Origin of the sequence: Roseivirga ehrenbergii (genome assembly GCF_001593005.1) — a bacterium.
GTDB classification, from domain to species: Bacteria; Bacteroidota; Bacteroidia; order Cytophagales; family Cyclobacteriaceae; genus Roseivirga; species Roseivirga ehrenbergii.
The window spans coordinates 115582-138439 of sequence record NZ_LQZQ01000051.1 but is presented as its reverse complement, the minus strand read 5'-3'; the positions used below and the strand labels follow the sequence as shown (position 1 = coordinate 138439).

Annotated in this window: 23 protein-coding genes and 2 tRNA genes; 15 read left to right on the top strand and 10 right to left on the bottom strand. The window is 39.2% G+C overall.

All coding sequences use genetic code 11. The features are described 5' to 3' along the window. Positions 1-8: 8 nt before the first annotated feature. From MB14_RS17905 to MB14_RS17890, 4 genes are all read left to right on the top strand, one after another. A tRNA-Pro gene (locus MB14_RS17905) sits at positions 9-82 on the top strand. Between the two features lie 193 nt (positions 83-275). After that, positions 276-920: a hypothetical protein gene (locus MB14_RS17900; RefSeq protein WP_062594060.1), complete on the top strand. Its 645-nt coding sequence runs from the start codon at positions 276-278 to the stop codon at positions 918-920. A gap of 227 nt (positions 921-1147) precedes the next feature. Then, positions 1148-1702 carry a carboxymuconolactone decarboxylase family protein gene (locus MB14_RS17895; protein ID WP_062594058.1) on the top strand — a complete coding sequence of 185 codons (555 nt, stop codon included), beginning with the start codon at positions 1148-1150 and terminating at the stop codon, positions 1700-1702. Positions 1703-1899: 197 nt separating this feature from the next. Next, a complete protein-coding gene (locus tag MB14_RS17890; RefSeq protein ID WP_062594057.1) occupies positions 1900-2364 on the top strand; it encodes a MarR family winged helix-turn-helix transcriptional regulator in 465 nt (154 codons plus the stop codon). Between the two features lie 31 nt (positions 2365-2395). Here the strand turns inward: MB14_RS17890 and MB14_RS17885 are convergent, their stop codons facing one another. The 5 genes from MB14_RS17885 to MB14_RS17865 form a co-directional block, all read right to left on the bottom strand. After that, positions 2396-3256, bottom strand: coding sequence for a type 2 periplasmic-binding domain-containing protein (locus tag MB14_RS17885; RefSeq protein ID WP_062594055.1), 861 nt, complete (start codon positions 3254-3256; stop codon positions 2396-2398). Between the two features lie 196 nt (positions 3257-3452). After that, positions 3453-6683 (bottom strand): S41 family peptidase, encoded by a 3231-nt coding sequence (locus MB14_RS17880; protein WP_062594053.1) that lies wholly within the window; start codon positions 6681-6683, stop codon positions 3453-3455. A gap of 78 nt (positions 6684-6761) precedes the next feature. Beyond that, the gene (locus MB14_RS17875; RefSeq protein ID WP_062594051.1) at positions 6762-7418 is read right to left on the bottom strand and encodes a DUF2461 domain-containing protein; all 657 of its coding nucleotides are present in this window, start codon (positions 7416-7418) and stop codon (positions 6762-6764) included. 28 nt (positions 7419-7446) lie between these two features. Then, on the bottom strand, positions 7447-8142 hold the full coding sequence (locus MB14_RS17870; protein WP_062594049.1) for a DUF2461 domain-containing protein: 696 nt from the start codon (positions 8140-8142) through the stop codon (positions 7447-7449). Between the two features lie 78 nt (positions 8143-8220). Continuing rightward, positions 8221-9117, bottom strand: coding sequence for an aldo/keto reductase (locus MB14_RS17865; RefSeq protein ID WP_062594047.1), 897 nt, complete (start codon positions 9115-9117; stop codon positions 8221-8223). Positions 9118-9310: 193 nt separating this feature from the next. Here MB14_RS17865 and MB14_RS17860 point away from each other — a divergent pair. Next, positions 9311-9384 (top strand) — tRNA-Arg (locus tag MB14_RS17860). A 71-nt stretch (positions 9385-9455) separates the two neighbouring features. Here the strand turns inward: MB14_RS17860 and MB14_RS17855 are convergent. After that, complete coding sequence (locus MB14_RS17855) at positions 9456-10367, bottom strand: Abi family protein (protein ID WP_221405516.1); 912 nt, start codon at positions 10365-10367, stop codon at positions 9456-9458. A gap of 319 nt (positions 10368-10686) precedes the next feature. Here MB14_RS17855 and MB14_RS17845 point away from each other — a divergent pair, with 319 nt between their 5' ends. Then, entirely contained in the window at positions 10687-11778 is a 1092-nt protein-coding gene (locus tag MB14_RS17845; protein ID WP_062594043.1) for a putative phage abortive infection protein, read from the top strand. On the opposite strand, the gene MB14_RS17840 is transcribed toward MB14_RS17845, so the two are convergent. Further along, positions 11775-13451, bottom strand: a complete 1677-nt coding sequence (locus MB14_RS17840) for an AMP-binding protein (protein WP_062594042.1) — start codon at positions 13449-13451, stop codon at positions 11775-11777. The genes MB14_RS17845 and MB14_RS17840 overlap by 4 nt on opposite strands. Before the next feature lie 395 nt (positions 13452-13846). On the opposite strand from MB14_RS17840, the gene MB14_RS17835 reads away from it, so the two are divergent. The 9 genes from MB14_RS17835 to MB14_RS17795 all read left to right on the top strand — a co-directional run bounded on the left by MB14_RS17835 (position 13847) and on the right by MB14_RS17795 (position 20971). Continuing rightward, entirely contained in the window at positions 13847-14314 is a 468-nt protein-coding gene (locus MB14_RS17835; RefSeq protein WP_053224680.1) for an Lrp/AsnC ligand binding domain-containing protein, read from the top strand. A 125-nt stretch (positions 14315-14439) separates the two neighbouring features. Further along, positions 14440-15885, top strand: a complete 1446-nt coding sequence (gene sufB, locus MB14_RS17830) for a Fe-S cluster assembly protein SufB (protein ID WP_053224679.1) — start codon at positions 14440-14442, stop codon at positions 15883-15885. Between the two features lie 67 nt (positions 15886-15952). After that, positions 15953-16711: a Fe-S cluster assembly ATPase SufC gene (gene sufC, locus MB14_RS17825; protein ID WP_062300192.1), complete on the top strand. Its 759-nt coding sequence runs from the start codon at positions 15953-15955 to the stop codon at positions 16709-16711. An 11-nt stretch (positions 16712-16722) separates the two neighbouring features. Beyond that, on the top strand, positions 16723-18048 hold the full coding sequence (gene sufD / locus MB14_RS17820; protein WP_062594040.1) for a Fe-S cluster assembly protein SufD: 1326 nt from the start codon (positions 16723-16725) through the stop codon (positions 18046-18048). A gap of 3 nt (positions 18049-18051) precedes the next feature. Continuing rightward, complete coding sequence (locus tag MB14_RS17815; protein WP_062594038.1) at positions 18052-19296, top strand: aminotransferase class V-fold PLP-dependent enzyme; 1245 nt, start codon at positions 18052-18054, stop codon at positions 19294-19296. Further along, positions 19293-19724: a SufE family protein gene (locus MB14_RS17810; RefSeq protein WP_062594036.1), complete on the top strand. Its 432-nt coding sequence runs from the start codon at positions 19293-19295 to the stop codon at positions 19722-19724. Before MB14_RS17815 ends, MB14_RS17810 begins: the two co-directional genes overlap by 4 nt. A 32-nt stretch (positions 19725-19756) precedes the next feature. Then, positions 19757-20104 (top strand): four helix bundle protein, encoded by a 348-nt coding sequence (locus MB14_RS17805; RefSeq protein ID WP_062594034.1) that lies wholly within the window; start codon positions 19757-19759, stop codon positions 20102-20104. A gap of 91 nt (positions 20105-20195) precedes the next feature. Continuing rightward, entirely contained in the window at positions 20196-20504 is a 309-nt protein-coding gene (locus tag MB14_RS17800; RefSeq protein WP_062300185.1) for a DUF59 domain-containing protein, read from the top strand. A gap of 50 nt (positions 20505-20554) precedes the next feature. After that, positions 20555-20971 carry a BrxA/BrxB family bacilliredoxin gene (locus MB14_RS17795; protein ID WP_053224673.1) on the top strand — a complete coding sequence of 139 codons (417 nt, stop codon included), beginning with the start codon at positions 20555-20557 and terminating at the stop codon, positions 20969-20971. A gap of 68 nt (positions 20972-21039) precedes the next feature. Here the strand turns inward: MB14_RS17795 and MB14_RS17790 are convergent, their stop codons facing one another. The 3 genes from MB14_RS17790 to MB14_RS17780 all read right to left on the bottom strand — a co-directional run bounded on the left by MB14_RS17790 (position 21040) and on the right by MB14_RS17780 (position 22858). After that, on the bottom strand, positions 21040-21417 hold the full coding sequence (locus tag MB14_RS17790; protein ID WP_062594032.1) for a hypothetical protein: 378 nt from the start codon (positions 21415-21417) through the stop codon (positions 21040-21042). A 276-nt stretch (positions 21418-21693) separates the two neighbouring features. Further along, entirely contained in the window at positions 21694-22086 is a 393-nt protein-coding gene (locus MB14_RS17785) for a hypothetical protein (RefSeq protein WP_132644141.1), read from the bottom strand. A gap of 343 nt (positions 22087-22429) precedes the next feature. Further along, positions 22430-22858, bottom strand: coding sequence for a hypothetical protein (locus MB14_RS17780; RefSeq protein ID WP_062594028.1), 429 nt, complete (start codon positions 22856-22858; stop codon positions 22430-22432).

Genomic DNA, 22858 nt, shown 5'->3' with positions numbered 1-22858 from the left:
AGCTTAATCGGGGTATGGCGCAGTCCGGTAGCGTGCTCGTCTGGGGGGCGAGAGGTCGTGGGTTCAAATCCCGCTACCCCGACTTAATTTGGAGAGAGTGGGTTCATTCCGGCATTTAAAGAGGTTTTTCTGATCTCCTTTCGTTGTTATAGAAGTTCCAAACTCTGTTAAATTTCAAATCGAGAGCAGATATTCAATCTTGTCTACACCAGTACAAAAAAGTCTAACTATCTTATCACTCATTTTTTGAGGAAATACTTCGCAATAGACCGAGCATGAGAATTAAGAAACTAAGAGGGCACCATCGTATATGGAAGGACATTGAGACTTGGAAGAATGAAAATCTTAAACTAGATATTGAATCCTTAAAAAGTAGTCAACGCGACCATACAAAAATTTGGGTCAGCCCCTATTGCGACTATACTTTATTGAACAGCGAATACCCTCAACCTAAAGGCAAAACCCGCCAAAAAATACTTGCTGGTTTGATCGATATCTATACCGAATGGAAAAAGCAGTTGGATGCATTGGGAGAACCTTATTACCTCAAAATATGGCTTATCGACCCGTACTTTGCCAACTCTCAGGTGGTCTGTGCGATTGGTGATTTTCTCCATTTCTATGACAGCACATTCTTTAATCCCGATCAAGAATACACAGCACGGGCTGATCATCAAATCAAAAACCTTCCTAATGGCTTCAATTGGGAATGCCGCCTAGACGAAATGCATCTAAGCAGTAATGATCTGGGCGAGCCTGAAGACTATTACGATGAAGTAGATTTCCTAACAGAGAAAAAGGCCTTTGAAAAACAATTAAAAAAGCCACATCGAAAAACAGTTAGTAAATCAGAGGACGGTGAAGTAACAGAGTATTACTCTTTCAAAGTAGGACATGCTTGGTTGGGAAGTAAGGACTAACCCATTAAAACCACTTCATTTTCCCTTTTCAAAAGCCAGTTTCTTAAAGTATAGCCCATAGACTTAGAAGTTTATTGAAAAATAAATACCCACACTAACCACTCATTATCAGACTTTTAAATAGACCATTTCAAAATATTCAAATATTCTTATTTCAATGTTGGAACTTCAATGTTGCAACATTAGTTAACTACTTGAATTTGAAAAACACTAAAACAAAAAATACAATGAGAAAATTTGAAGTACCTACAAGAGAACAAGTAGCTCCAGCAGCACAAGCCATTTTTGATGGCGTAAAACAGAAAATAGGAATGGTACCGAACATTTATGCCACCATAGGCTATTCTGCAAACGCACTAGATTCTTATCTTACTTTTCAAGGTGCCCAAGCGAAAGGATCATTCAATGCGAAGGAAAGAGAAGCAGCAGCGCTTGCTGTAGCCCAAGCCAACGGATGTTCATATTGCCAAGCCGCACACACCGCCATTGGAAAAATGAACGGCTTTAGCGAAGAAGAAACTTTGAATTTAAGGACTGGAAAAAGTGAGAATGCTCGATTAAATGCAATTGTGGCTTTAGCAAGAGAGATTACCCTTAAACACGGCCGTCCGTCTAGCGAAACTGTAGAGAACTTCTTTGCTCAAGGCTTTGATAATGCTGCGCTTATGGATTTAGTCCTTTTGGTAGCCGATAATACTGTAACCAACTACGTAAACAACGTTACAGAAATAGCCATAGATTTCCCAGTGGCAAAACCGCTTGAAGAAGTTATAGAAGCATAATTACTGCAATAATTATGGATAAAGTTTTTGGTGATTGTTGAACATAGCCATCTAATAATCAAGATAACAACCTTGTGCGTTAGATGGCCTATGTGTTTATAGGCCTTCTTCCATTTAAGTCGAAGCAAATTTTGATTTACTGAGTCAATGTTATAACATTAGGCCTCATTAGTAAGCTAACCGACAATATTTGAAAAATGGATACGCAAAGAACCGCTCAGAACACCAAAAGCATTAAGGAGCAGTTGCGTGCAAACCTATTGTACTCTGCTTATTGGCTCAGTGACTTGACCACCGAGTTTTTAAAACAATACGATATTACTCAACAGCAATACAATGTATTGACCATTTTGGGTGAGCAACACCCCGAACCCATAAGCACCAAGCAGATTAGAGAACGAATGATTATTAGTAATTCTGATACTTCGCGTTTAATAGACAGGCTATGCGACAAAGGTTTGGCTTGGAAAAGACCTTGCACGCATGATGGCAGGTTGATTCAGGCATTTATTCACGAAAAAGGTCAAGCGCTTTTGAAGGACATTGACCAAAACAAAAGCAAGCTTGATGATGTCATGTGCAACATTACCGAAGCGGAAGCCACAGTAATGAACAAGCTTTTGAACAAAATGAGGTTCCACACCAAAGATAAAATGGTTTAAATTAACCTGAATTTTTGACTGTTATTTCCCCCTACACTTCCATTGGACCAACCAGATGATCTACCTTCAAGTTTTCACTCACCAAATTAAGCACTCTTAAAGTGTCGATGGTGGTTTGCAGCATTGCTGGGTTAAGGTGCGGACGAGGTGTCCAGTTTACATCTTTGAGCCATGCTTCTACATCTTCTGGTTTTAAATGATAGAAGTCGCTGATCAATTTAACTTTATCAGCACTAGTAATAAATTGATTTACTTGCTGAAACAAGGCATTTATAGTTGTTAACACGGCTTCTTTCTTTTCGTGAAAGGCCTTGTCCGACACACAGATTACAAAGCAGCTGAAAGGTGTTTTTCGCTCCCCTACTCTTCTAAATTCTCCATTATCCACTAAAGATTTGGTCGTGAACTTCTCCCAGAAGAAAACATCTGAATCGCCATATTTGAATGACTCGCGTGCACCAGCCAAATTATCGATCACTTCGAATTTCATATCCTCCGTAAACCAGCCTCTTGCTTTTGCGTCAATAATGGCCATCAAGTGAGAGCCCGAACCATAGCGGCTAATGGCATAGCGTTTTCCTTCAATGTCAGCAACAGTTTTAAAATCAGAATTAACGGGTACATGAATCCCCCAGGTTAAAGAAGAATCGACATAGAAACTGAAAATTTTGAAAGTTTTCCCTTTATCAATTCCTTGAACAGCCCCTTCCGTAAGCAAGATTCCAATGTCTAAATCGCCATCGTGTAAAGCTTGCGCTAGAAGGCCAGTACCACCGTGATAATCGGCCCAATGTGGTGTAATTCTAGATTTCTCAAGTATTCCAGAGGCAAGCAATAGTTGCCAAGGCATATTAAAATGTTCTGGCACCCCACCAATTTTCAACTCAACCATTCCTCTTTAAAAAATTTGAGGTGCAAAGAACACCAAAATCAAAGAGAAAAGCGCCCAAAAAATGGAAAGAATGTCGTGCTGCTGAGGTAAGAGATAGATTAAATCAATTAAAGGTTTTATAGAAAGAGTGGAAATAAAAAAAGCCTCTATGAGTAATTTAACTCACAGAGGCTTTTACTTACGATCAAGTATTAGTTTACCTAATCTCTTTCATCAATTCCTCGATGGCTTTTTCCAGCTGCTGATCTCTTCCTTTATCTACAACACCTGGCATTAACTTTACCTTAAACTGAGGTTCGGTTTGGTTGTTTTCCATCCATTCGCCCGCCTTATTTTTGGCACTCACAGGTACAACTCCCCATCTTCCACCATCGGGCAAACCTTCCCAACCAGCAAAACTACATGTGCCAGGCACTGGCATGCCTACCGTTTTTCCAATCTTAAGATCTGTATAACCACTGGCAAAGCAGTGACCATCAGAATACATACTTTCGTTGAACATGGCTAAAGTTGGTTTTGTCCAACGAGAAGTTGGTTCTCCGCCTACCACTTTAGCTTCTGTAGCATAAGTAATAAATGGTTCGCCTGTGAAGAACATGGCCAAATCAGCTACCAAATCTCCTCCTCCATTAAATCGTGTATCGACTACAACAGCTTTACGATTAGAAAATTTACCCATCATATCTTCGTAAATATCACGATAAGGGCCATCGCTCATACCCGGAATATGTACATAGCCCAACTGACCTTTACTCTTCTCTTCTACTTCTTTCTCATTGATTTTCACCCAACGGTCATACAACAAACCTCTTTCAGCCCCTAAAGAAATAGGCTTCATGGTAATTTGCTGCCTCTTTTTAGTAGCAGGATCATAAATTTCTAACAAGGTAAATTGGTCGGCCTTACGGTTTAGATACTTGGCCACATCCACATTCTGGGATATGGTTTCACCATCAATTTTCTCGATGATCATGCCTTTAGTTACATTGAGGTTTGCTTTGTCAAGTGGCCCACCTTTAATTACTTCAGCAATTAAAACACCATCGCCTTTGTGTTTATAATCCATAAAAACACCAAGTGAAGCAGTGGCGTCTGCATTTGGAATGCTTGTGCTGTATCTGGCGCCAGAGTGTGATACATTCAGTTCACCTAGCATTTCTGAAAGCAATTCAGAGAATTCATATGAGTTGCCTATGGAAGGCAAATACTTCGAGTATTCTTTTCTCATCAATTCCCAATCAATACCATGGAAAGTTGGCTCGTAGAAAACATTTTTGGTTCTAATATAAACGTGATCAAACATATACTGACGTTCTGCAACGGCATCATAATTCATTTCTCCTTTTACATCCACCCCTTCACGCTTTCCGCTTTCTGGATCAATTTTAGAAATTCTACCGCCACTTAATAGGTAAAGATTTTTTCTGTCTTTATCCCAAGTAAGACTTCCAAAACCAGCATCGAGCTTCATTGCCATTTTTGTTTCACGGGTTCTTAAATCGGTACTCCATAGGTTCATGCCTTTTTCGAAGCGTGCCAAGTAATACAGTTTATCTCCATCTTTAGAGAGTACGGCATCACCCAAACTAGAAGAATGAATGGTCATTCTCACCTTTCGGTCTTTCATATCATCCCAATCGAAAGTGAGGTCTTTCACCTTTTCTTTCTCTTTTTCATCTTTCTTATCCGTATCCGCCTCTTTGTCTTTCGGCTCATCTTTTTTAGTCGCCTTTTCGATTTCCTTCATCAAGTCGTAATCTTCTTTGCTCAGGTTATATTTGTCCCAAGCGTCTTGATCGAAGAACATGCTGTATACATCGCGTTGAGACGAACCGCTGGTAGCGTAACTCTTCAAGCCATCTCGGTTACTGAACCAAATCATTTGCTTACCATCGTTCACCCATTTAGGATTACTATCGCTATAACCGCTTTCCGTAAGATTTACTCGTTTAGAACCATCGGCTGCTAAAAGTAGAATCTCATTATTGCTTAATGTTTTTCCCCAATCGAAAAGAATCCATTTACTATCGGGACTCCAAGTGAAAGATTGGTCGCCATCGCCCATATGGTACAAATCATCTGGGGTCATTAAAGTAGTTGTATTGTTCGAAGCCAAATCCAACACCTTCAAAGTTCTTCTGCCTTCAATAAAAGCTAGTTTTTTTCCATCGGGTGAAAAGTTAGGAAGGTAATTATCGAGCTTATTTTGTACCAAAGGCTCTTCTTTTACTAAGGTAGAAGCAAAGAAAAATGGTTCTTCGGTTTCACGGATTCTTGTGGTTTTGAAAATGCTCCATCGCCCATCTCTTTCGCTGGCATACACCACTGATTTTCCATCGGGTGAAAAAGTAACAAACCTTTCTTGCTCTGGAGTATTGGTAATTCTTTTTGTGAGGGAACCATCTACAGAAGTAACAAACACTTCGCCACGGGCCGTAAAGGCTATTTCTTTTCCATTCGGTGAAATGGCCATTTCGCCAACACCACCATTGATGGAAACGAATTTATCATTGTTAGCCTTGCTTTGTGTAACGATATTCACCGAAAGCTTTTTAGGTTGTTGCCCTTCTTTCATGGTGTATAATTCGCCATCGTAGCCAAAGCTTAAAGTGCCTCCGCCCATGCTTAGGAAACGAACTGGGTGAGTTTTGAAATTCGTCAATTGAGTCCTTGCAGAAGGGTTATCTAACGAAAGCTTGTACACATTGAAATTGCCACTTTCTTCACTTAAAAAGTAAAGGCTTTTCTCGTCTTGGCTATAAATCGGCTGGCGGTCTTCTCCTTCATAAGAAGTAATCATTTTGTGAGAATCCGTCTTTTTATCATATACCCAAATATCGCGGGCAATAGCAGAGGTTTGATGCTTACGGAATTCGTTTTCACCACCCTTTTTATCGTGGTAAACCATCTGGTTTCCGCTTTTATTTACCTGCACATACTCTGCTGGAAAAGTAAAAACTTGGTCTACACGTCCTCCAGCTACTGGAACCGAATACAATTCAGACTGAGAACCATGAGGATACTGTCTGTGTTCTGCCAAATCTTGTCTTAGCGCACCAAACAATACCGATTTATTATCGGCAGAAAAAGAGAAAGGCTGCTCATCGTTTGAATGGAACGTAATGCGATTTGCTTCTCCTCCACGTATGTCCATGGTGAATACATCGAAATTGCCGTAACGGTCGGAAGCAAAGGCAATGGTTTTTCCATCTTTGCTAAACACAGGCATAAAATCATGCGATTCGTGAAAGGTAAGTTGAGTAGCATCGCCACCGTTTGAGTTTACCTTATATAGGTCGCCTTTGTAGGTAAAAACTATTGTTGAGCCATCAGGAGAAATAACCGGATAGCGAAGCCAGTTTGGTGCGGTTTGGGCGAAAAGCCCTACCGAAACCAACATTAAAAATGTGATGAGTTGTTTTTTCATATCAGGGTTGTTTTGAAGAGGGTGAAGCTATGAAAAAAATCAAATTACAGCTAACACCAAATCCCCTAAAGTCGAAAACTAATCATCCAACAAAGCAACATTCAAAAAGTCGATCATCGGTAAAATGGCCGCATAAGATTCAATTACCATATCATGGAAACCATCCGAAAGAATGTCTTTCCGTGTAATCGGGCGCATGGCTGCGATACTTTTCAGCCTCAGCAATTCGATAAACTCATGATCTTGCGAATAGCCTTTTGGTGCAGTTTTTAGTGCCCCTTCGGTATAGAAATGAAACCAACTTTTAAACGGTTCAGCATTTAAGGTTTTCTTCAGTTTGTGCCCTTCATAGTCAATCTCGGTTCTGATTTTCTTCAGCCTTGCACTGTCTGGATGCCAAATCCCGCCCGCCATTAAGGTTTCGTCCGTACCCAAGTGTACATAGAAATCGGCCAAGCCTTTCCCATGCCCAAACACTACTCCAAAATGATCTTTATAGGTCGGCCTTTCAGGATGAAACATCAGATTGTTATTGATTCGGCTAATGGCTTTTCTGGCCGAGGGCTGTACAATTCTTGGGTCGATTTCCTTCAGCGAAGCTAAAACAGGCTCGAACAGATTGACCACTTCGTTTTTGGCTTCTTCGTACCAAGCCCTGTTGGCGTCCATCCATTCTTTAGAGTTGTTTGCGCTGAGTTGTTCTAAAAATTCAAAAATCAGTTTTCTTGCCATCATCTTTATTCCCTTTTTTCCTCCTTAATGCTTACCCTTGATTTTCAATAAGAGAAATTCCATTCATATCAGTAGTGAGGTAGTCTGTCATTACATCGAAAAAAGGACGCAAGGCCAAAAATACAGACAAAGCATTTTCTACAAAGTCGGGTGAGGTTACTTCCTTATCGGAGAAGCTTTTAAACACATACATTGATTTATACCTTAATAAATCAATGGAAGGATGATCTTTCTCAAAGCCTTTTGGCGCAGTTTTCAGTTGTTCGCCTTGCAAGCCTCCAAAGGTCTTTATGAACTTAGGATCGGATATTACTTTCCTCAAGGGTTCGTCATCCATAGCAATGTGATCACGAATAAGTTTGATATCATCGGCATTGGGCTGATAAAAACCTCCGCCCACTACCGTGTTTCCGCCCGGCTGTAAATGGAAATAATAACCGCCCCTCAAGGCTGGTTTGGATCGATTGAAACTCCCAGCCCAACGTGGATTATAAGGGCTTTTATCTTTTGAAAAACGTACATCTCTATAGATCCGCATCAAACTCTTCTTTCCAGTAGCGGTGGTGATTTGGTCGTGTTCCGACAGCCCCACCAACAAGGCATCGGCTACTGAAATCGCATTTTCATGGGCTTGTTCGTATTCCTTCTTATTGGCCGTAAACCATTCGCGGTTATTGTTTTCAGATAAGGTTTTCAGAAACGAAAAATTGGAGGCACTGATGTTCATGACTTTGATGGTTTGATATTTCAACTAAAACTAACATTTACTAAACGAATGACCTGCTGAATTTGGGACATTTTATACTTATCGATGCGCTTGGTAATAAGCAGGCGGCAATACCTTCCCTAAATCATCAAGCTTAGCCTTTTCAATAGCAGTCGATTCGGCATAAGCCAAAGCTTCATCGAGTTGTTCTTTGGTTCGAATTCCCACCACGGCACTTGTTATAGCAGAGTGACTCAAGATCCATTGCAAAGCCACATGCGAGAGTTTCGTTTTGTCATCCGTGAGCTTCTTCATTTCATTGACCAATAATTCGATTTCTTGTGGCTTATAATTCAGGAAAGCTTCTGGGGCTTTACCTGCCAATAACCCTTTGGCTAAACCACCACGTGCCATGACGCCCACCTTACTACTTTCCAACAAGTCCAGCATTTCCTCTTCGGGCCTTCTGTCGAGCAAGCTGTATTGCATCATTATATTCGCAATATTTGAATTGGCCACATATTCCCGAATTACATTGGGGCGAATGGAGGAGATACCATAACTCCTGATTTTACCTTCAGCTTTTAACTGCTCAAAAGCTTCGATCACTTCGCTGATCGGGTCTTCCATTGTTCCGCCATGCAACTGGTACAAATCGATATAATCAGTTTGCAGTCTTTTCAAGCTCTGATCAACTGCTTTCAGAATATGGTCTTTCGAAGGGTTCCAGTCCCAACCACTGCCATCATCTCGTAGTTGATTGCCTACTTTGGTTGCCACAATCACCTCGGATCTTTTGCCTTTTAGTGCCTGACCAAGAGCTTTTTCGTTCTTTCCTTGGTCATAAAGGTCGGCAGTATCAAAATAATTTATTCCGCCATCAATGGCAGCGTGGATCAACTCATCATTGTCCTTTAGACTCAAATCCATTGACATACAGCCGAATGCGATTTCACTGATTTGTAATTCTGTATTTTTTAGCGCTCTATATTTCATCACAAAAAACTAAACAGCAATAGATGCAAATAAATTCAAGGTTCAACTTGCCAAAAGAAAATCGATTTTCATATATTTGCACTCGCTTTTGAAAAGCGCGTTGGGTCTTAGCTCTTCCGAAACTTCGGAAGGATAGAGCAACTTAACGGTCCCTTAGCTCCCCCGCAGTGTCGGGGGGATAGAGCGACACAACGGTCCCTTAGCTCAATTGGATAGAGCAACTGCCTTCTAAGCAGTAGGTTTCAGGTTCGATTCCTGAAGGGATCACTTAAAAGCCTTATTGGAAATCCAATAAGGCTTTTTTTATGTCTTCTTGACAACATTCCGTTCTTATGTTGTCAAAGTCGCCTCCATAATGGTTCTTCTTCCCATCCCACCTTAAAGCCTAAAGCATTAGGATCCACACTTCGGTATTCACTCATTAAAAGTGCAAGTCTTTCTGTAAATCTATTATTGGGCTGAATTACATTTAACATATACTTCATCAAACACATATGTATATAGAGTTTTTGAAACTCATGCTGCTTGGGAACTTCAGACAACCATGGATTAGGTGGTTTTGGCAAAAGCTTTGGAGCTCCGGGTAAATTTTTATTCCAAAGCCTACTATGGTGTGCACAGTAATTTCTGATTTGAGCCATCGACTGTAACCAACTGGGTAAATACGTATGGTTTACCGCACCATAATCTTCGGCTATAGCATCTTTCGATTTAATATTATTCTTTAGGTTACCATACAATTTGGATAAGCTTCCAAAGCTGGTCATCTCTAGTGTTTTCCATGCAGGCGGAAAACGTTTATCATCCTTGTATTTTCTGTTATGTTCTTTAATAAAAGTATCCTTAGACCTTTCCACTTCTTCCTGAATACTTGAAAGCGTTTTTATCAACGATAAGCTATCCTGAAACAAATCAGTGTTTTGAAACCACCAAGGATCAAACTCATGAGATAAGTGGTAGATCAGTTTAGTTCTTAAGCTTATCTCAATTTTTTCGATCATATCGAACAAGAGAATCCTGAGTTCGTGATCAAAATTATAAAGGGCGACTACATCTTCAAATACTGTATTCGGCTTAAAAATGTGGTTTTCTTTATCCTCATACATAGGCCACCAATACCCGACCATTCTGTAATAACTGATATGCGAAAGAGCCCTATGTGCTAAAGAAACGTCATTAAAAATCATTCCTCGATTCTGGAGTTTACTAATTTGTTCTTCAATAGTAATGGGAGACTTGTCGTAAATCATGAGAAAAAATTTGATTTAAAGACAAAACAGAGGAGCTATAAAAGCAAAAGACTCGCCCTGGGACGCTGTTCTAATGGGTAGCGTGGCGAGTACTGTTAATACAAATGTACGTAAAGCCAACAGAAACGGGTCACTTATTTCTATATTTTTTCTAAAGTCTATTTCAGTATCCTTCTGATAATAAAGCCAACTATTCATTTTCTCTACAGCCATACAGCATACGTGATTGTTTAACTTATAATCTAACGCATAGTAAGATATAAACAAATAAACTTTGAAATAAACAGGTTAATTTGTGCTTAAACATTTCATATTGAACATGAAAATCAAAAGTCAGCGGGAATTCAAGATCATACTAGGCTCTCTCTATGTCATTGCAGCCATTTTCATAATCACATACATTATTGCTCTCTCAATTAAACTTGACCCAACATCAGCTAGCACTGCGGGTAGTATTGGGGACACCATTGGAGGATTAGCTAGCCCATTTATAGGAACTATGGGGGTGATCTTAACTTTCTTAGCCTTTTGGGTTCAGTTCGAAGCGAATCAAAGCCAGCGAGAAGACATCAGGCGTGAACGTTTTGAAAATAAGTTTTATGAGCTTTTGAGGCTTCACAAAGAGAATGTGAATGAAATTGAAATTACCGATACAGATAAAAAAGGTCGAGTCTGCTTTGAGTCATTTCTTAAAGAATACGCGGGAATCTATACAATTATTGATATCGTCAACGCATCGAAAAATAAACTGGACAAACTAGACAAGGAAGACATATCAGAACAAGCCTATGAACTTTTCTTTTTTGGTATTACCAACAAAACAACTTCAAAATACTCTGAACGTAATCACAAAGGACCTTATCTGATTGATGAATTTGTTTTAGAACTAATAAAATCTGCTGCTATAAGATGGGGAAAGGATTATTACCCCCCTCTAGGTACCGACCCACTCCAATACTATTTTGCCAACACACCAAACCTTCGCTTCAATTACACGCCTTTTCAAGGACAGTCTTCCAACCTAGGACATTATTATCGTCATATTTATCAGATACTTAAGTTTGTTCACTCAAACCATGAACTCTCTGTTTCTGAAAAGAAAAACTATATTAAAGTCTTACGTGCCCAACTCTCTAACTTTGAACAAGCATTACTATACTTGAACTCACTATGGGGGCCTGGTAAAAGAATGTGGTTCGACAGAGATGAAAAAACTGGATACGAAGCACGTTATCTAATCGACTATAAATTGATTAAAAACCTCCCACTTCATTTGGTAGATTTTGCAATTGAACCTCAAGTAAAATATAAAAAAGAACTCAAAAAGGCCTATCCTGACAAAGACGAAAGTTGGCTAAACGAAACCACCTTTTATGCTTTTGAAGAATTGGAAAACCTCATGCCTTATTAAGTATTAGCCTCCTCTTCTTCTTTCAACTTTCTTCTTAAGATTTTACCCACATTGCTTTTCGGTAGTTCAGTTCTGAACTCATAATGTTTCGGGCGCTTGTAGCCTGTTAGGTTTTCATGACAATAATCGCGTAACTCTTCTTCGGTAAGTGACGGATCAGATTTTACAATAAAAGCCTTCACACACTCGGTTGAATGTGGGTCAGGAACTCCGATAACCGCCACTTCTAACACTTTTGGATGGTCGGCAATGGCATTTTCAACATCGTTTGGATATACATTGAAACCCGAAACGTTAATCATATCCTTTTTACGATCTACAATTTTGAAGAAACCTTCTTCATCCATTATACCGATGTCTCCAGTTTTGAAATAGCCTCCTTCAAAGAATACCCCTTCGTTGTCTTTATTCCAATAGCCCGACATCACTTGTGGCCCTTTAACACAAATTTCTCCCGTTTCTCCTTGCGCTAAGCGGTTTCCCTCATCATCGAAAATTGCCAATTCAGTAGAAGGGACAGGTAAACCAATAGAACCCATTTTATGAGTGCCATCTAATGGGTTCACACAAATCACCGGAGAGGTTTCACTCAGGCCGTAACCTTGTACCAAGGGTGTCCCTGTCACTTCTTGCCATTTATTAGCTACAAAATCCTGAACTGCCATTCCTCCTCCTATCGAAACCTTCAAATGTGTAAAATCAATTTCCTTAAAATTAGGCTGATTCAGCAATCCATTAAATAGTGTATTAACGCCTGTAAATAAAGTAAACGGATGTTTCTTTAATTCCTTGACAAAACCTGGCATATCGCGCGGGTTAGTAATTAGCACGTTTTTAGCGCCAATATGCATCATAAATGTGCAGTTCACATTTAGCGCAAAAATATGATAGAGCGGAATGGCCGTAATCATAATGTCTTTTTGGCCTTTCTTTAAAAGCGGTGTAAAAACTCGGGTAATAATAAGTGTATGAGCCACTACATTATCATGAGAAAGCATAGCGCCTTTCGATACACCTGTAGTTCCACCAGTATATTGAAGAAAGGCAATATCATCACTTTCAATTTCTGGTTTGGTGTATTTCATTCGAGCACCCTTTGCCATAGCACTCTTGAAAGAAGTTGTGTTAGGAAGTTTAAATGCAGGCACCATCTTCTTAATGTGCTTCACCACAAAATTGACAATCTTACCTTTCAGGCCTCCAAGCATATCGCCCAGTTCGGTAACAATGATATTTTCAACAGAAAGATTTGGCATTGCCTCCTCTAAACTTTTGGCGAAATTGGCCATAATCACAATGGCTTTTATGCCAGCATCATTAAACTGATGCTCCATTTCGCGATGTGTATACAGCGGATTTGTATTAACCACAGTGCAACCCGCTTTAATAGCACCAATCAGCACCACAGGGTATTGCAAACAATTGGGCATTTGGATAGCTATTCTATCTCCTTTTACCATGCCTAATTCATTTTGCAAATAGGCCGCAAAGTTGGTCGAAAGCTGATCTACCTCCTGAAAAGTAAGCACTCCGCCCATGTTCTCGAAAGCCTCGCGGCTGCCAAACTGATTAAAGGCGTTTTGATAAAGTTCTAGAAGGTTTTTAGGACGTTGATCTTCAATTTCTGCGGGAACACCCTTTGGGTAATGCGCAATCCAGGGGAAAGTACTCATGTATTAAAATTTGGCTATCATCAAATATAAAGATGAATTACCAAAAAAAAAGGAGGCTAACAAACAAGCCTCCTTTCAATCTAAGAAAAAACAAACTGAATACGTTTCCAAACTAATATTCAATGTGAATGGCTGTAGGGGAAGGAGTCGAACCTTCACGGAGAGATTAGTCGTCAGGTAGTTCAGATTTATTTCTTTTTCTCCACCCTCGAGAAAGGAGGGCATGGCTGCCTGTTTCATCACCCTACAGTGTATAGCTTCTCTTTTGAAACTGTTTCAAAGGTAATAGAAACAGTTGATTCATTAAAATATCAGCAACGTAATGACCAAATATTTAGAGATAAATTATTTTTCCAATATATTTATTATTGAATCAATAATTTTAACCAAAAATCATGGCCGATAATTACGAAATCGATAATGTGGATTTGAAAATCCTCTCTATTCTTCAGCATAACGCAAAAAAGCCCTATACCGAAGTAGCCAAACAAGCATTTGTTTCTAGCGGGACTGTACATGTAAGAATGAGCAAGCTTGAAAAAATGGGTGTAGTAAAAGGCGCTTCACTCGATTTAAACCTTGCTAAACTTGGTTATAATGTCTCTGCCTTTTTGGGGGTCTTCCTTTCTAAAAGTTCCCTGTACGAAAAAGTAGCCACACAACTGAAAAAAATACATGAGATTACTAGTATTCACTACACTACGGGGAATTACTCCATGTTTGTGAGAATTTACGCCAAAGGAACCGATCACTTGAAGGATATTCTCCACGATAAAATTCAGAAAGTAGACGGCATTGAACGTACAGAAACCTTTATCATACTTGAAGAAACTTTAACCCGAAGCATTCAGTTGGATAGTTGATTCAAGGGATTTCTAAACTCATAATAGCTTTTAGTAATAGTTTATTGAAAAAAGGAATTAAGGAAACCAATCCTTTAATCTATAAGTTGTACCTTTGTATTTAAAACGATTCTAAATAACTAGGAATGAGCAAAGACGATCAGATATTAGAAGAGTTCACCTCCAAAGAATACGAGTTCGGATGGACAGTAGACTTTGAAGCAGATGAAGCTCCCAAAGGTTTGAACGATGATATCATTCGGTTTATTTCTGCAAAAAAGGAAGAACCGCAATGGATGCTAGAATGGAGGCTTGAAGCTTTTCATGCATGGCAGAAAATGAAAGAACCAGAGTGGGCCAATGTTCACTACCCAAAAGTAGATTTTCAAGACCTCATATATTATTCAGCACCAAAGAAGAAAAAGAAGGTTAATTCCTTGGATGAAGTTGATCCGGAAATGATCGCTACTTTTGAAAGACTTGGGATTTCGCTTACAGAGCAAAAAAGGCTTACTGGTGTTGCTGTAGATGCTGTTATCGATTCAGTTTCGGTAGCCACTACTTTCAAAGAAACTTTAGGTGAACTGGGCATTATATTTTGCTCATTTTCGGAAGCAGTGCGCGAACACCCTGAGCTGATTAAAAAGCACATGGGTTCTGTAGTACCTGCCAACGATAATTACTATGCAGCACTAAACGCAGCGGTTTTCTCTGATGGCTCATTCTGCTTTATTCCAAAAGGTGTAAGATGCCCTATGGAGCTTTCCACCTATTTTAGAATCAATGCCGCCAATACAGGTCAGTTTGAAAGAACCCTGATTGTGGCCGAAGAAGGATCTTATGTAAGTTACCTCGAAGGCTGTACCGCTCCTATGCGTGACGAAAACCAATTGCACGCTGCCGTAGTAGAAATCAAAGCAGCCAAAAACGCTGAGGTAAAATACTCAACAGTTCAAAACTGGTACCCAGGAAACAAAGAAGGAAAAGGTGGTATTTACAACTTCGTAACCAAGCGTGGTATTTGCGAAGGCGACCACTCTAAAATCTCTTGGACACAAGTAGAAACTGGTTCGGCAGTAACATGGAAATACCCTTCATGTATTCTGAAAGGTGATTATTCAATTGGTGAATTCTATTCCGTAGCCGTAACCAATAATTACCAACAAGCCGATACCGGAACCAAAATGATTCACATTGGTAAAAACACCAAGTCGAGAATCGTATCAAAAGGTATTTCTGCTGGAAAATCACAAAACAGTTACCGAGGTCAAGTGCATGTAATGAAACGCGCGACCAACGCCCGAAACTTCTCACAGTGCGATTCGCTTTTGATGGGCGATAAATGTGGAGCGCATACATTCCCTTACATCGACATCGAAAACCAATCGGCACAAGTAGAACATGAAGCGACTACTTCTAAAATTGGAGAAGATCAAATCTTCTATTGTCAGCAAAGAGGAATTGACGCAGAAACTGCTGTGGCACTTATCGTAAACGGATACGCCAAAGAAGTGCTTAAGCAATTGCCAATGGAATTTGCCGTAGAGGCGCAAAAACTACTGGCACTTACTCTAGAAGGGTCGGTGGGTTAACCATCTTCTTCAAGTTATCAAGTAGAATTAGAGCGAATAAACCACAAAAGAAAACATTCAACATAACATGTTATCAATAAAAAATTTACAAGCCAGAATTGAGGAAAAGGAAATCCTGAAAGGAATCAACCTAGAAATCAAACCAGGCGAAGTGCACGCGATTATGGGACCAAATGGTTCTGGAAAAAGTACTTTGGCTTCTGTGCTTGCAGGAAGAGAAGATTACGAAGTAACTGGCGGATCGGTAGAGTTTTTAGGCAAAGATTTGCTTGAAATGGAAGCTGATGTTCGTGCTAGAGAAGGTGTTTTCTTGGCATTTCAGTACCCAATCGAGATACCAGGAGTTAGCACCACTAACTTTATGAAAACGGCTGTCAATCAAATCAGAGAGCATCATGGAGAAAAAGCACTTGATGCGGTTTCTTTCTTGAAACTAATGAAAGAGAAAATGAAGTTGGTTGAAATCGACCAAGCTTTATTGAGCCGTTCTTTAAATGAAGGTTTCTCAGGCGGTGAAAAGAAACGCAACGAAATCTTCCAAATGGCGATGCTTGAACCAAAGCTGGCCATTCTTGATGAAACCGATTCAGGCCTTGATATTGATGCACTCAAAATTGTAGCGCATGGTGTTAACACCCTGAAAAACAAAGATAACGCCACAATTGTGGTAACTCACTACCAAAGACTTTTGGATTACATAGTTCCTGATTTTGTACATGTTCTTTATAATGGAAGAATTGTAAAGTCAGGCACTAAAGAGTTAGCCTTAGAGCTAGAAGCCAGAGGTTACGATTGGATTAAGGAAGAAGCAGACGCAACCGCTTAAGCAGATATTTTATGGAAAAAATTGCAGGACAATCGATTTTAAATTCGCTTGAAACTCAATTTGAGGCGTTTGAAAAAAGCTTGAATGGTCAAAGTAAATCGGCAGCGCATGCTGTAAGAAAAGAGGCTTTCTCTAGCTTGATGAACTCTGGCTTTCCTGGTCCAAAAAACGAGGAATATAAGTTCACCAACTTTACCAGAGCCGTTGAAAAGAACTTTGAACTGAATGGAACAAATGCTGATTTTGGATTAACTGAAGCTCAAATTTCGGCTACTCAAATCGAAGGATTGGATGCGCATAAAATCGTATTCTTAAACGGCATTTATTCAAGTGAACTATCTGATAACATTCAGGTGGAAGGTCTAAAAGTTGAATCACTTGCGGAAGGCTTCAAAGCCAATTCAGCGTTGGCTCAATCGAATTTTGGTACTAAAGCCAACTTCACAGAAGACGCTTTTGTAGCCTTGAACACAGCTTTCAGTCAGCATGGGGTTACGATTGAGATCGCGGACAAAGCGGTAATTGAAAAACCAATTGTACTTTACTTTATTGGTGATAGCTCAACAGCAGAACTTTCATACCACATCAGAAATATTGTGGTGGCAGGTAAGTTTTCTCAAGCCACCATTATTGAGAAATTCGATACCGTTGGTGAACACAAAAGCTTTACTACTTCTGTAAATGAAATCAGTGTAAGCGATAGTGCCCATCTTCGTTTTTTCAAAATTGAAAACGATACAGAGCAAGCTTATCACATCTCAAACATACACGCCTCTCAAGGAGCAAACAGTAATTTCAAAGCCTTTACCTTCTCGCTAAATGGAGCGATGATTCGTAATAACCTGAACATTAAACTTCAGGCCGAAGGTATTGAAACCTACATGAATGGACTCTATTTATTAGACGGAAAAACGCATGTAGATAACCACACCGTTGCTGATCATATGATGCCAAATTGCTATTCAAACGAATTGTATAAAGGCATAATGGATGGTAGCTCAAAAGGTGTTTTCAATGGAAAAATCTTTGTTCGCCCTGACGCACAAAAAACCAACGCATTCCAGTCAAATAAAAACATCCTGATTTCTGACAAGGCGACTGTAAACACCAAGCCTCAATTAGAAATTTGGGCAGACGATGTTTCTTGTTCGCACGGCTGTACTACTGGCCAATTGGATATGGACGCACTCTTCTACTTACAAGCAAGAGGAATTCAGAAAGATAAAGCACGGGCCATTCTATTAAAGGCCTTCGCTAACGATGTATTAGAAACCGTTGAAAACGAAGCGATCAAAGATTATCTCGCTGCAATTATAGAAAAGAGGTTGGAAAAATAAACCATGGCTCAGACTTTGGAAAAACACACATTGGACATTCAGAAAATCAGGGCTCAGTTTCCCGTGCTTCATCAAGAAGTGAACGGTAAGCCTTTGATTTATTTCGATAATGCGGCCACAAATCAAAAACCTAAAAGGGTGATTGATGCTTTGGTGAAGTATTATGAACATGACAATGCGAACATCCATAGAGGAGCGCATGCCTTGGCCGCTCGTGCTACAGAAGCATTTGAAAATACACGTGTTTCCGTACAAAAATTTATCAATGCCAATGAGCCCGAAGAGATCATTTTCACAAAAGGGACTTCTGAAAGTATCAACTTAGTTGCTTCAAGTTGGGGTCGAAAGTTTTTGAACCCAGGAGACGAAGTATTGATTTCAACCTTAGAGCATCACTCCAACATTGTGCCTTGGCAAATGATTTGCGAAGAGCGCGGAGCAGAACTTAAGGTGATACCCATTAACGAAGCTGGTGAAATTATTATAGAAGCACTTGATGAGTTGATCACAGAGAAAACCAAGATGGTCGCATTTAACCATGCTTCCAATTCTTTGGGTACCATCAACCCAGTAAAACACATTATCGACAAAGCACATGCCGTTGGCGCTAAAGTTTTGGTAGATGGCGCACAAGCCTCCTCTCACCTCGCTGTTGACGTTCAAGCATTGAATGCAGATTTCTATGCTTTCTCTGCTCACAAAATGTATGGTCCAACAGGTTTGGGCGTGCTGTACGGTAAGCGTGATATTCTCGAAAAAACCCCTCCTTATCAAGGCGGTGGAGAAATGATTAAAGAAGTGAGTTTTGGTAAAACCACTTACAACGACATTCCTTACAAATTTGAAGCAGGCACTCCAGATATTGCGAATGTAATTGCTTTCAACGAAGCCATTCTTTTTATTAATGAATTGGGCAAAGAGAATATTGCCGCTTACGAAAATGAGCTATTGGCTTATGCTACTGATAAGATCAGCCAAATAGAAGGCGTGAGACTTATTGGTACGGCCAAAGAAAAAGTGAGTGTACTTTCTTTCGAAGTAGAAGGAATCCATCACTTTGATTTAGGCATGTGGCTCGATGCTAAAGGTGTTGCCGTAAGAACAGGCCACCACTGTACTCAACCTTTGATGGATCATTATTGTATTGAAGGAACTGTTCGTGCGTCATTCTCTGTTTACAACACAATTGAAGAAATAGACGCTTTTATTGAAGCCTTAAAAAGCACAATCAGCAAATTCAAGAAATGAGCGAAACCATAAACGATATTCAAAACGAGATCATCGAAGAGTTTTCAATGTTGGATTCCGACATGGAAATGACCATTGAATATATTATGGAATTGGGACAGCAACTGCCAGAAATGGCTGAAGCACTCAAAAATGAAGACAACATCGTCAAAGGCTGTCAATCCAAAGTTTGGCTGAATGCCGAAGCAAAAGATGGAAAAATATATTTAGAAGCCGATAGCAATACTGCCATCACAAAAGGGTTAGTGAGTATTTTGGTGAGAATTCTTTCAGGTCGTACGCCTCAAGAAATCGTTGATGCGGACCTCTACTTTGTTGACAAAATTGGTTTAAATAGATTCATCGGCACACAAAGATCTAACGGATTGGGCGCTATGATGAAACAAATAAAAATATATGGGTTAGCTTATTCTGCGAAGGCCGAATAAAACTCAAAAAACAAAAGACAAATATCAAAGCGGTGGCGAGCAATTATGACCTTGAGCAAAGAACAGAACAGTTCGCCAAAGACGTTAGGAAGTTTATAAGGTCATTGACATTAGATTTATCGAATTACGAGGATTCAAAACAGCTCACAAGATCATCTGGATCAGTCGGAGCTAATTACATTGAAGCCAATGAAAAGTTAGGTGATAAAGACTTTAAGTTCAGGGCTAAAATCGCTAGAAAAGAAGCGAAAGAGTCAAGGTACTGGCTTAGGTTAATTGATACCTTAGGAAATAAAGAAGTTGAACAAGTAAGAATTAGGCTAGAACAAGAAGCCACCGAATTGTTGAAAATCTTATCAGCAATAATAAATAAGGTTTAGATAATTGAGCTCGAAGTATTCATTACTAACTAGGACTGAATGTTGAGTTTTGTGATTTGCTTTTTGAGATTTGATAATTTGAAGTTGAATTATGGAAGATAACTTAAGAGATCAGGTAGTAGCTGCAATTAAGACAGTTTATGACCCTGAAATACCAGTAGATGTATATGAGTTGGGTTTGATTTATGAAATCAATGTCTTTCCAGTGAATAATGTTTACGTATTAATGACATTAACTTCTCCTTCCTGCCCTGCGGCAGAAGTGATACCAGAAGAAGTAAAACAAAAAATTCAGGCCATAGAAAGTGTAAATGATGTTGAAGTTGAATTGACATTCGACCCGCCATTTACACAAGACATGATGTCGGAAGCGGCCAAGCTAGAACTTGGTTTTATGTAAGAATAGCCACAAGGCATTTACGATTTAGAAACGAAATAAAATTAAGAAATATGTATCCTGAACATTTACTCGTCCCATTCAGACAAGAATTGACTGAAGCGGGTTTTACAGAACTAAAGACTGCTGAGGCTGTTGAAGATCATTTAAAAAACCAAAAAGGCACTTCTTTGGTCGTGATCAATTCAGTTTGTGGTTGTGCAGCTGGAACAGCAAGACCAGGTGTTAAAATGGCTTTAAAACTAGCTGATAAAAAACCGGATCATCTTATGACTGTTTTTGCTGGTGGTGACATCGAGGCAACTGCTAAAGTAAGAGAGTTCCATATGCCTTACCCTCCTTCTTCTCCATCTGTTGCGCTTTTCAAAGATGGTGAATTGGTACACTTTGTTGAAAGACATCACATTGAAGGCAGAACTGCAGACATGATTGGTGGCCATTTGGCTGACGTTTTCGAAGAGTACTGCTAGTACTGAAATTTGATAAAAAAGGGTCGACTTCTCACGAAATCGACCCTTTTTTTATGGTACAAATTGAATTAGAAATCCAATCTATAGATTAGAACATTGTTTGATTGCGCTAAGAAATCACACGCATTTACAACCGTTCTCAACTTCTTATTAGCCATTTGTTCCAAAGTATGAATTGGTGCCTCTAGCAATAGATTGTTATCCTTATCGTAAATCATGATCATTTTGATCATTTCGAGTTTTACGTTACCCTCATCATCAATTACAAAATCTAGCGCTGGATCAGTAAAGCTTAATTCTTGTTTTAATTCAGAAATCAGCTCAAAAGCCTCTTCTTTTATAAATCTTTCATTGCTAGATTCTTGTGCAATTGACATTGTGCTTATTCCTATGAAAAGGAAAATCATTAATGGGATTCTTCTTCTTAAATTGTTTATTGAGTTCATGACCTTATATTTTTGTGTTGAACATTGTAGCTGTTAAAAGCAGCTGACTTACATGTTTTTGACAACACATACCTCCGTTAGTTTAACGCACTGAATAGCAAACACTTGATTTAACATATATTAAGAAAACTAACCCTGAAACCGTCCATATTCGTACACTTTTAATTAATCGACTACAACATTCATTTTAATGACTTGATACCTATTAGATTCAATACAAAAAAGAGGCTAATTTCAGATGAAACAGCCTCTTTGCTTTACTACTAATGGTACAAATTATAAATCTAATCGATAATAGAAGGTGTTATAAGATGCAATTAGGAAATCACTTGAATTTACTAACCTTCTTAATTCCTTGTTGCTCATTTGTTCTACCGTATGAATCGGAGCTTCTAAAAGCAACTCATTGTCCTTATCGTAAATCTTGATGATTTTAATCGGTGAAGGCTTGACATTACCTTCATCATCAATTACGAAATCCAATTCGCAATTTTTACCTAAGCTCAAGTCGTGCTTTACTTCAGAAATCAATTCAATGGCTTCTTCTCTTGTTAATTTTTCATCAGCAATTTCTGAAGCCATTGAAATGGTACTGATACCTATCAAAAGGCAAATCATTAAAGAAATCCTTCTCCTTAAAATGTCGATTGTGTTGTTTATTGAGTTCATGACCTTTGTTGTTTTTAAGTTTAACATTGCTGCCGACCAAAGCAGCTGACCTACCTCCTTATGACAACGCTTGTGCCAATAAAGACATCTATCTGTATTTCAACGTTTTAATAAAATTTATAACAAAAAACACAGGTAAATATTTGTTCACAAGCGTACACTTTTGTTCGAAAGTGTCACAGTGAAACTTTAATAGATTTGAATCGTCCGACAAAGGACTGATTAAGTTCAAAAACAAAAAAAGAGCCTATCTCCATAGGCTCTTTATCGAATTTGAAAACTTAAGTTTTCAAACACTCCCTCTCAACACAAAATAGTAATCTTTATTAAATTGAATTCTCTCTTACTTCTCTAAACTCACTGTATAATTTCCGGAAGTCCCGGCTGCTACTCCTCCACCTGTATGAGTAAAACTGAACTTAAAGTGTGTAAGGCTCAATTCTAGGATTATCACCTCCTCACCTGTATCTAAATTAACACTTCCTGCTGCTTCGTTAACCCAAGCCCATGTACCCGTGGCACGAAAAAGGTCACCTCCATTGGTGGTGGTGTAAGTGCCATCCGTGAACGACAAGGTGAAGCCCGGATAATTTAGACTCACATCCTGACCATCTAATATAATCTTACCATTGGTACCGTACTTCCAGGTACCTGCTAGCTTTTCAAAGGCCAATTCCTTATTTGTCGGCCCAATTGGATCATCTGGTTCACAACCTATGATTAAGCCAACAAAAAGTACTAATACGATATTCTTTATTCTATTTGTGTTCAT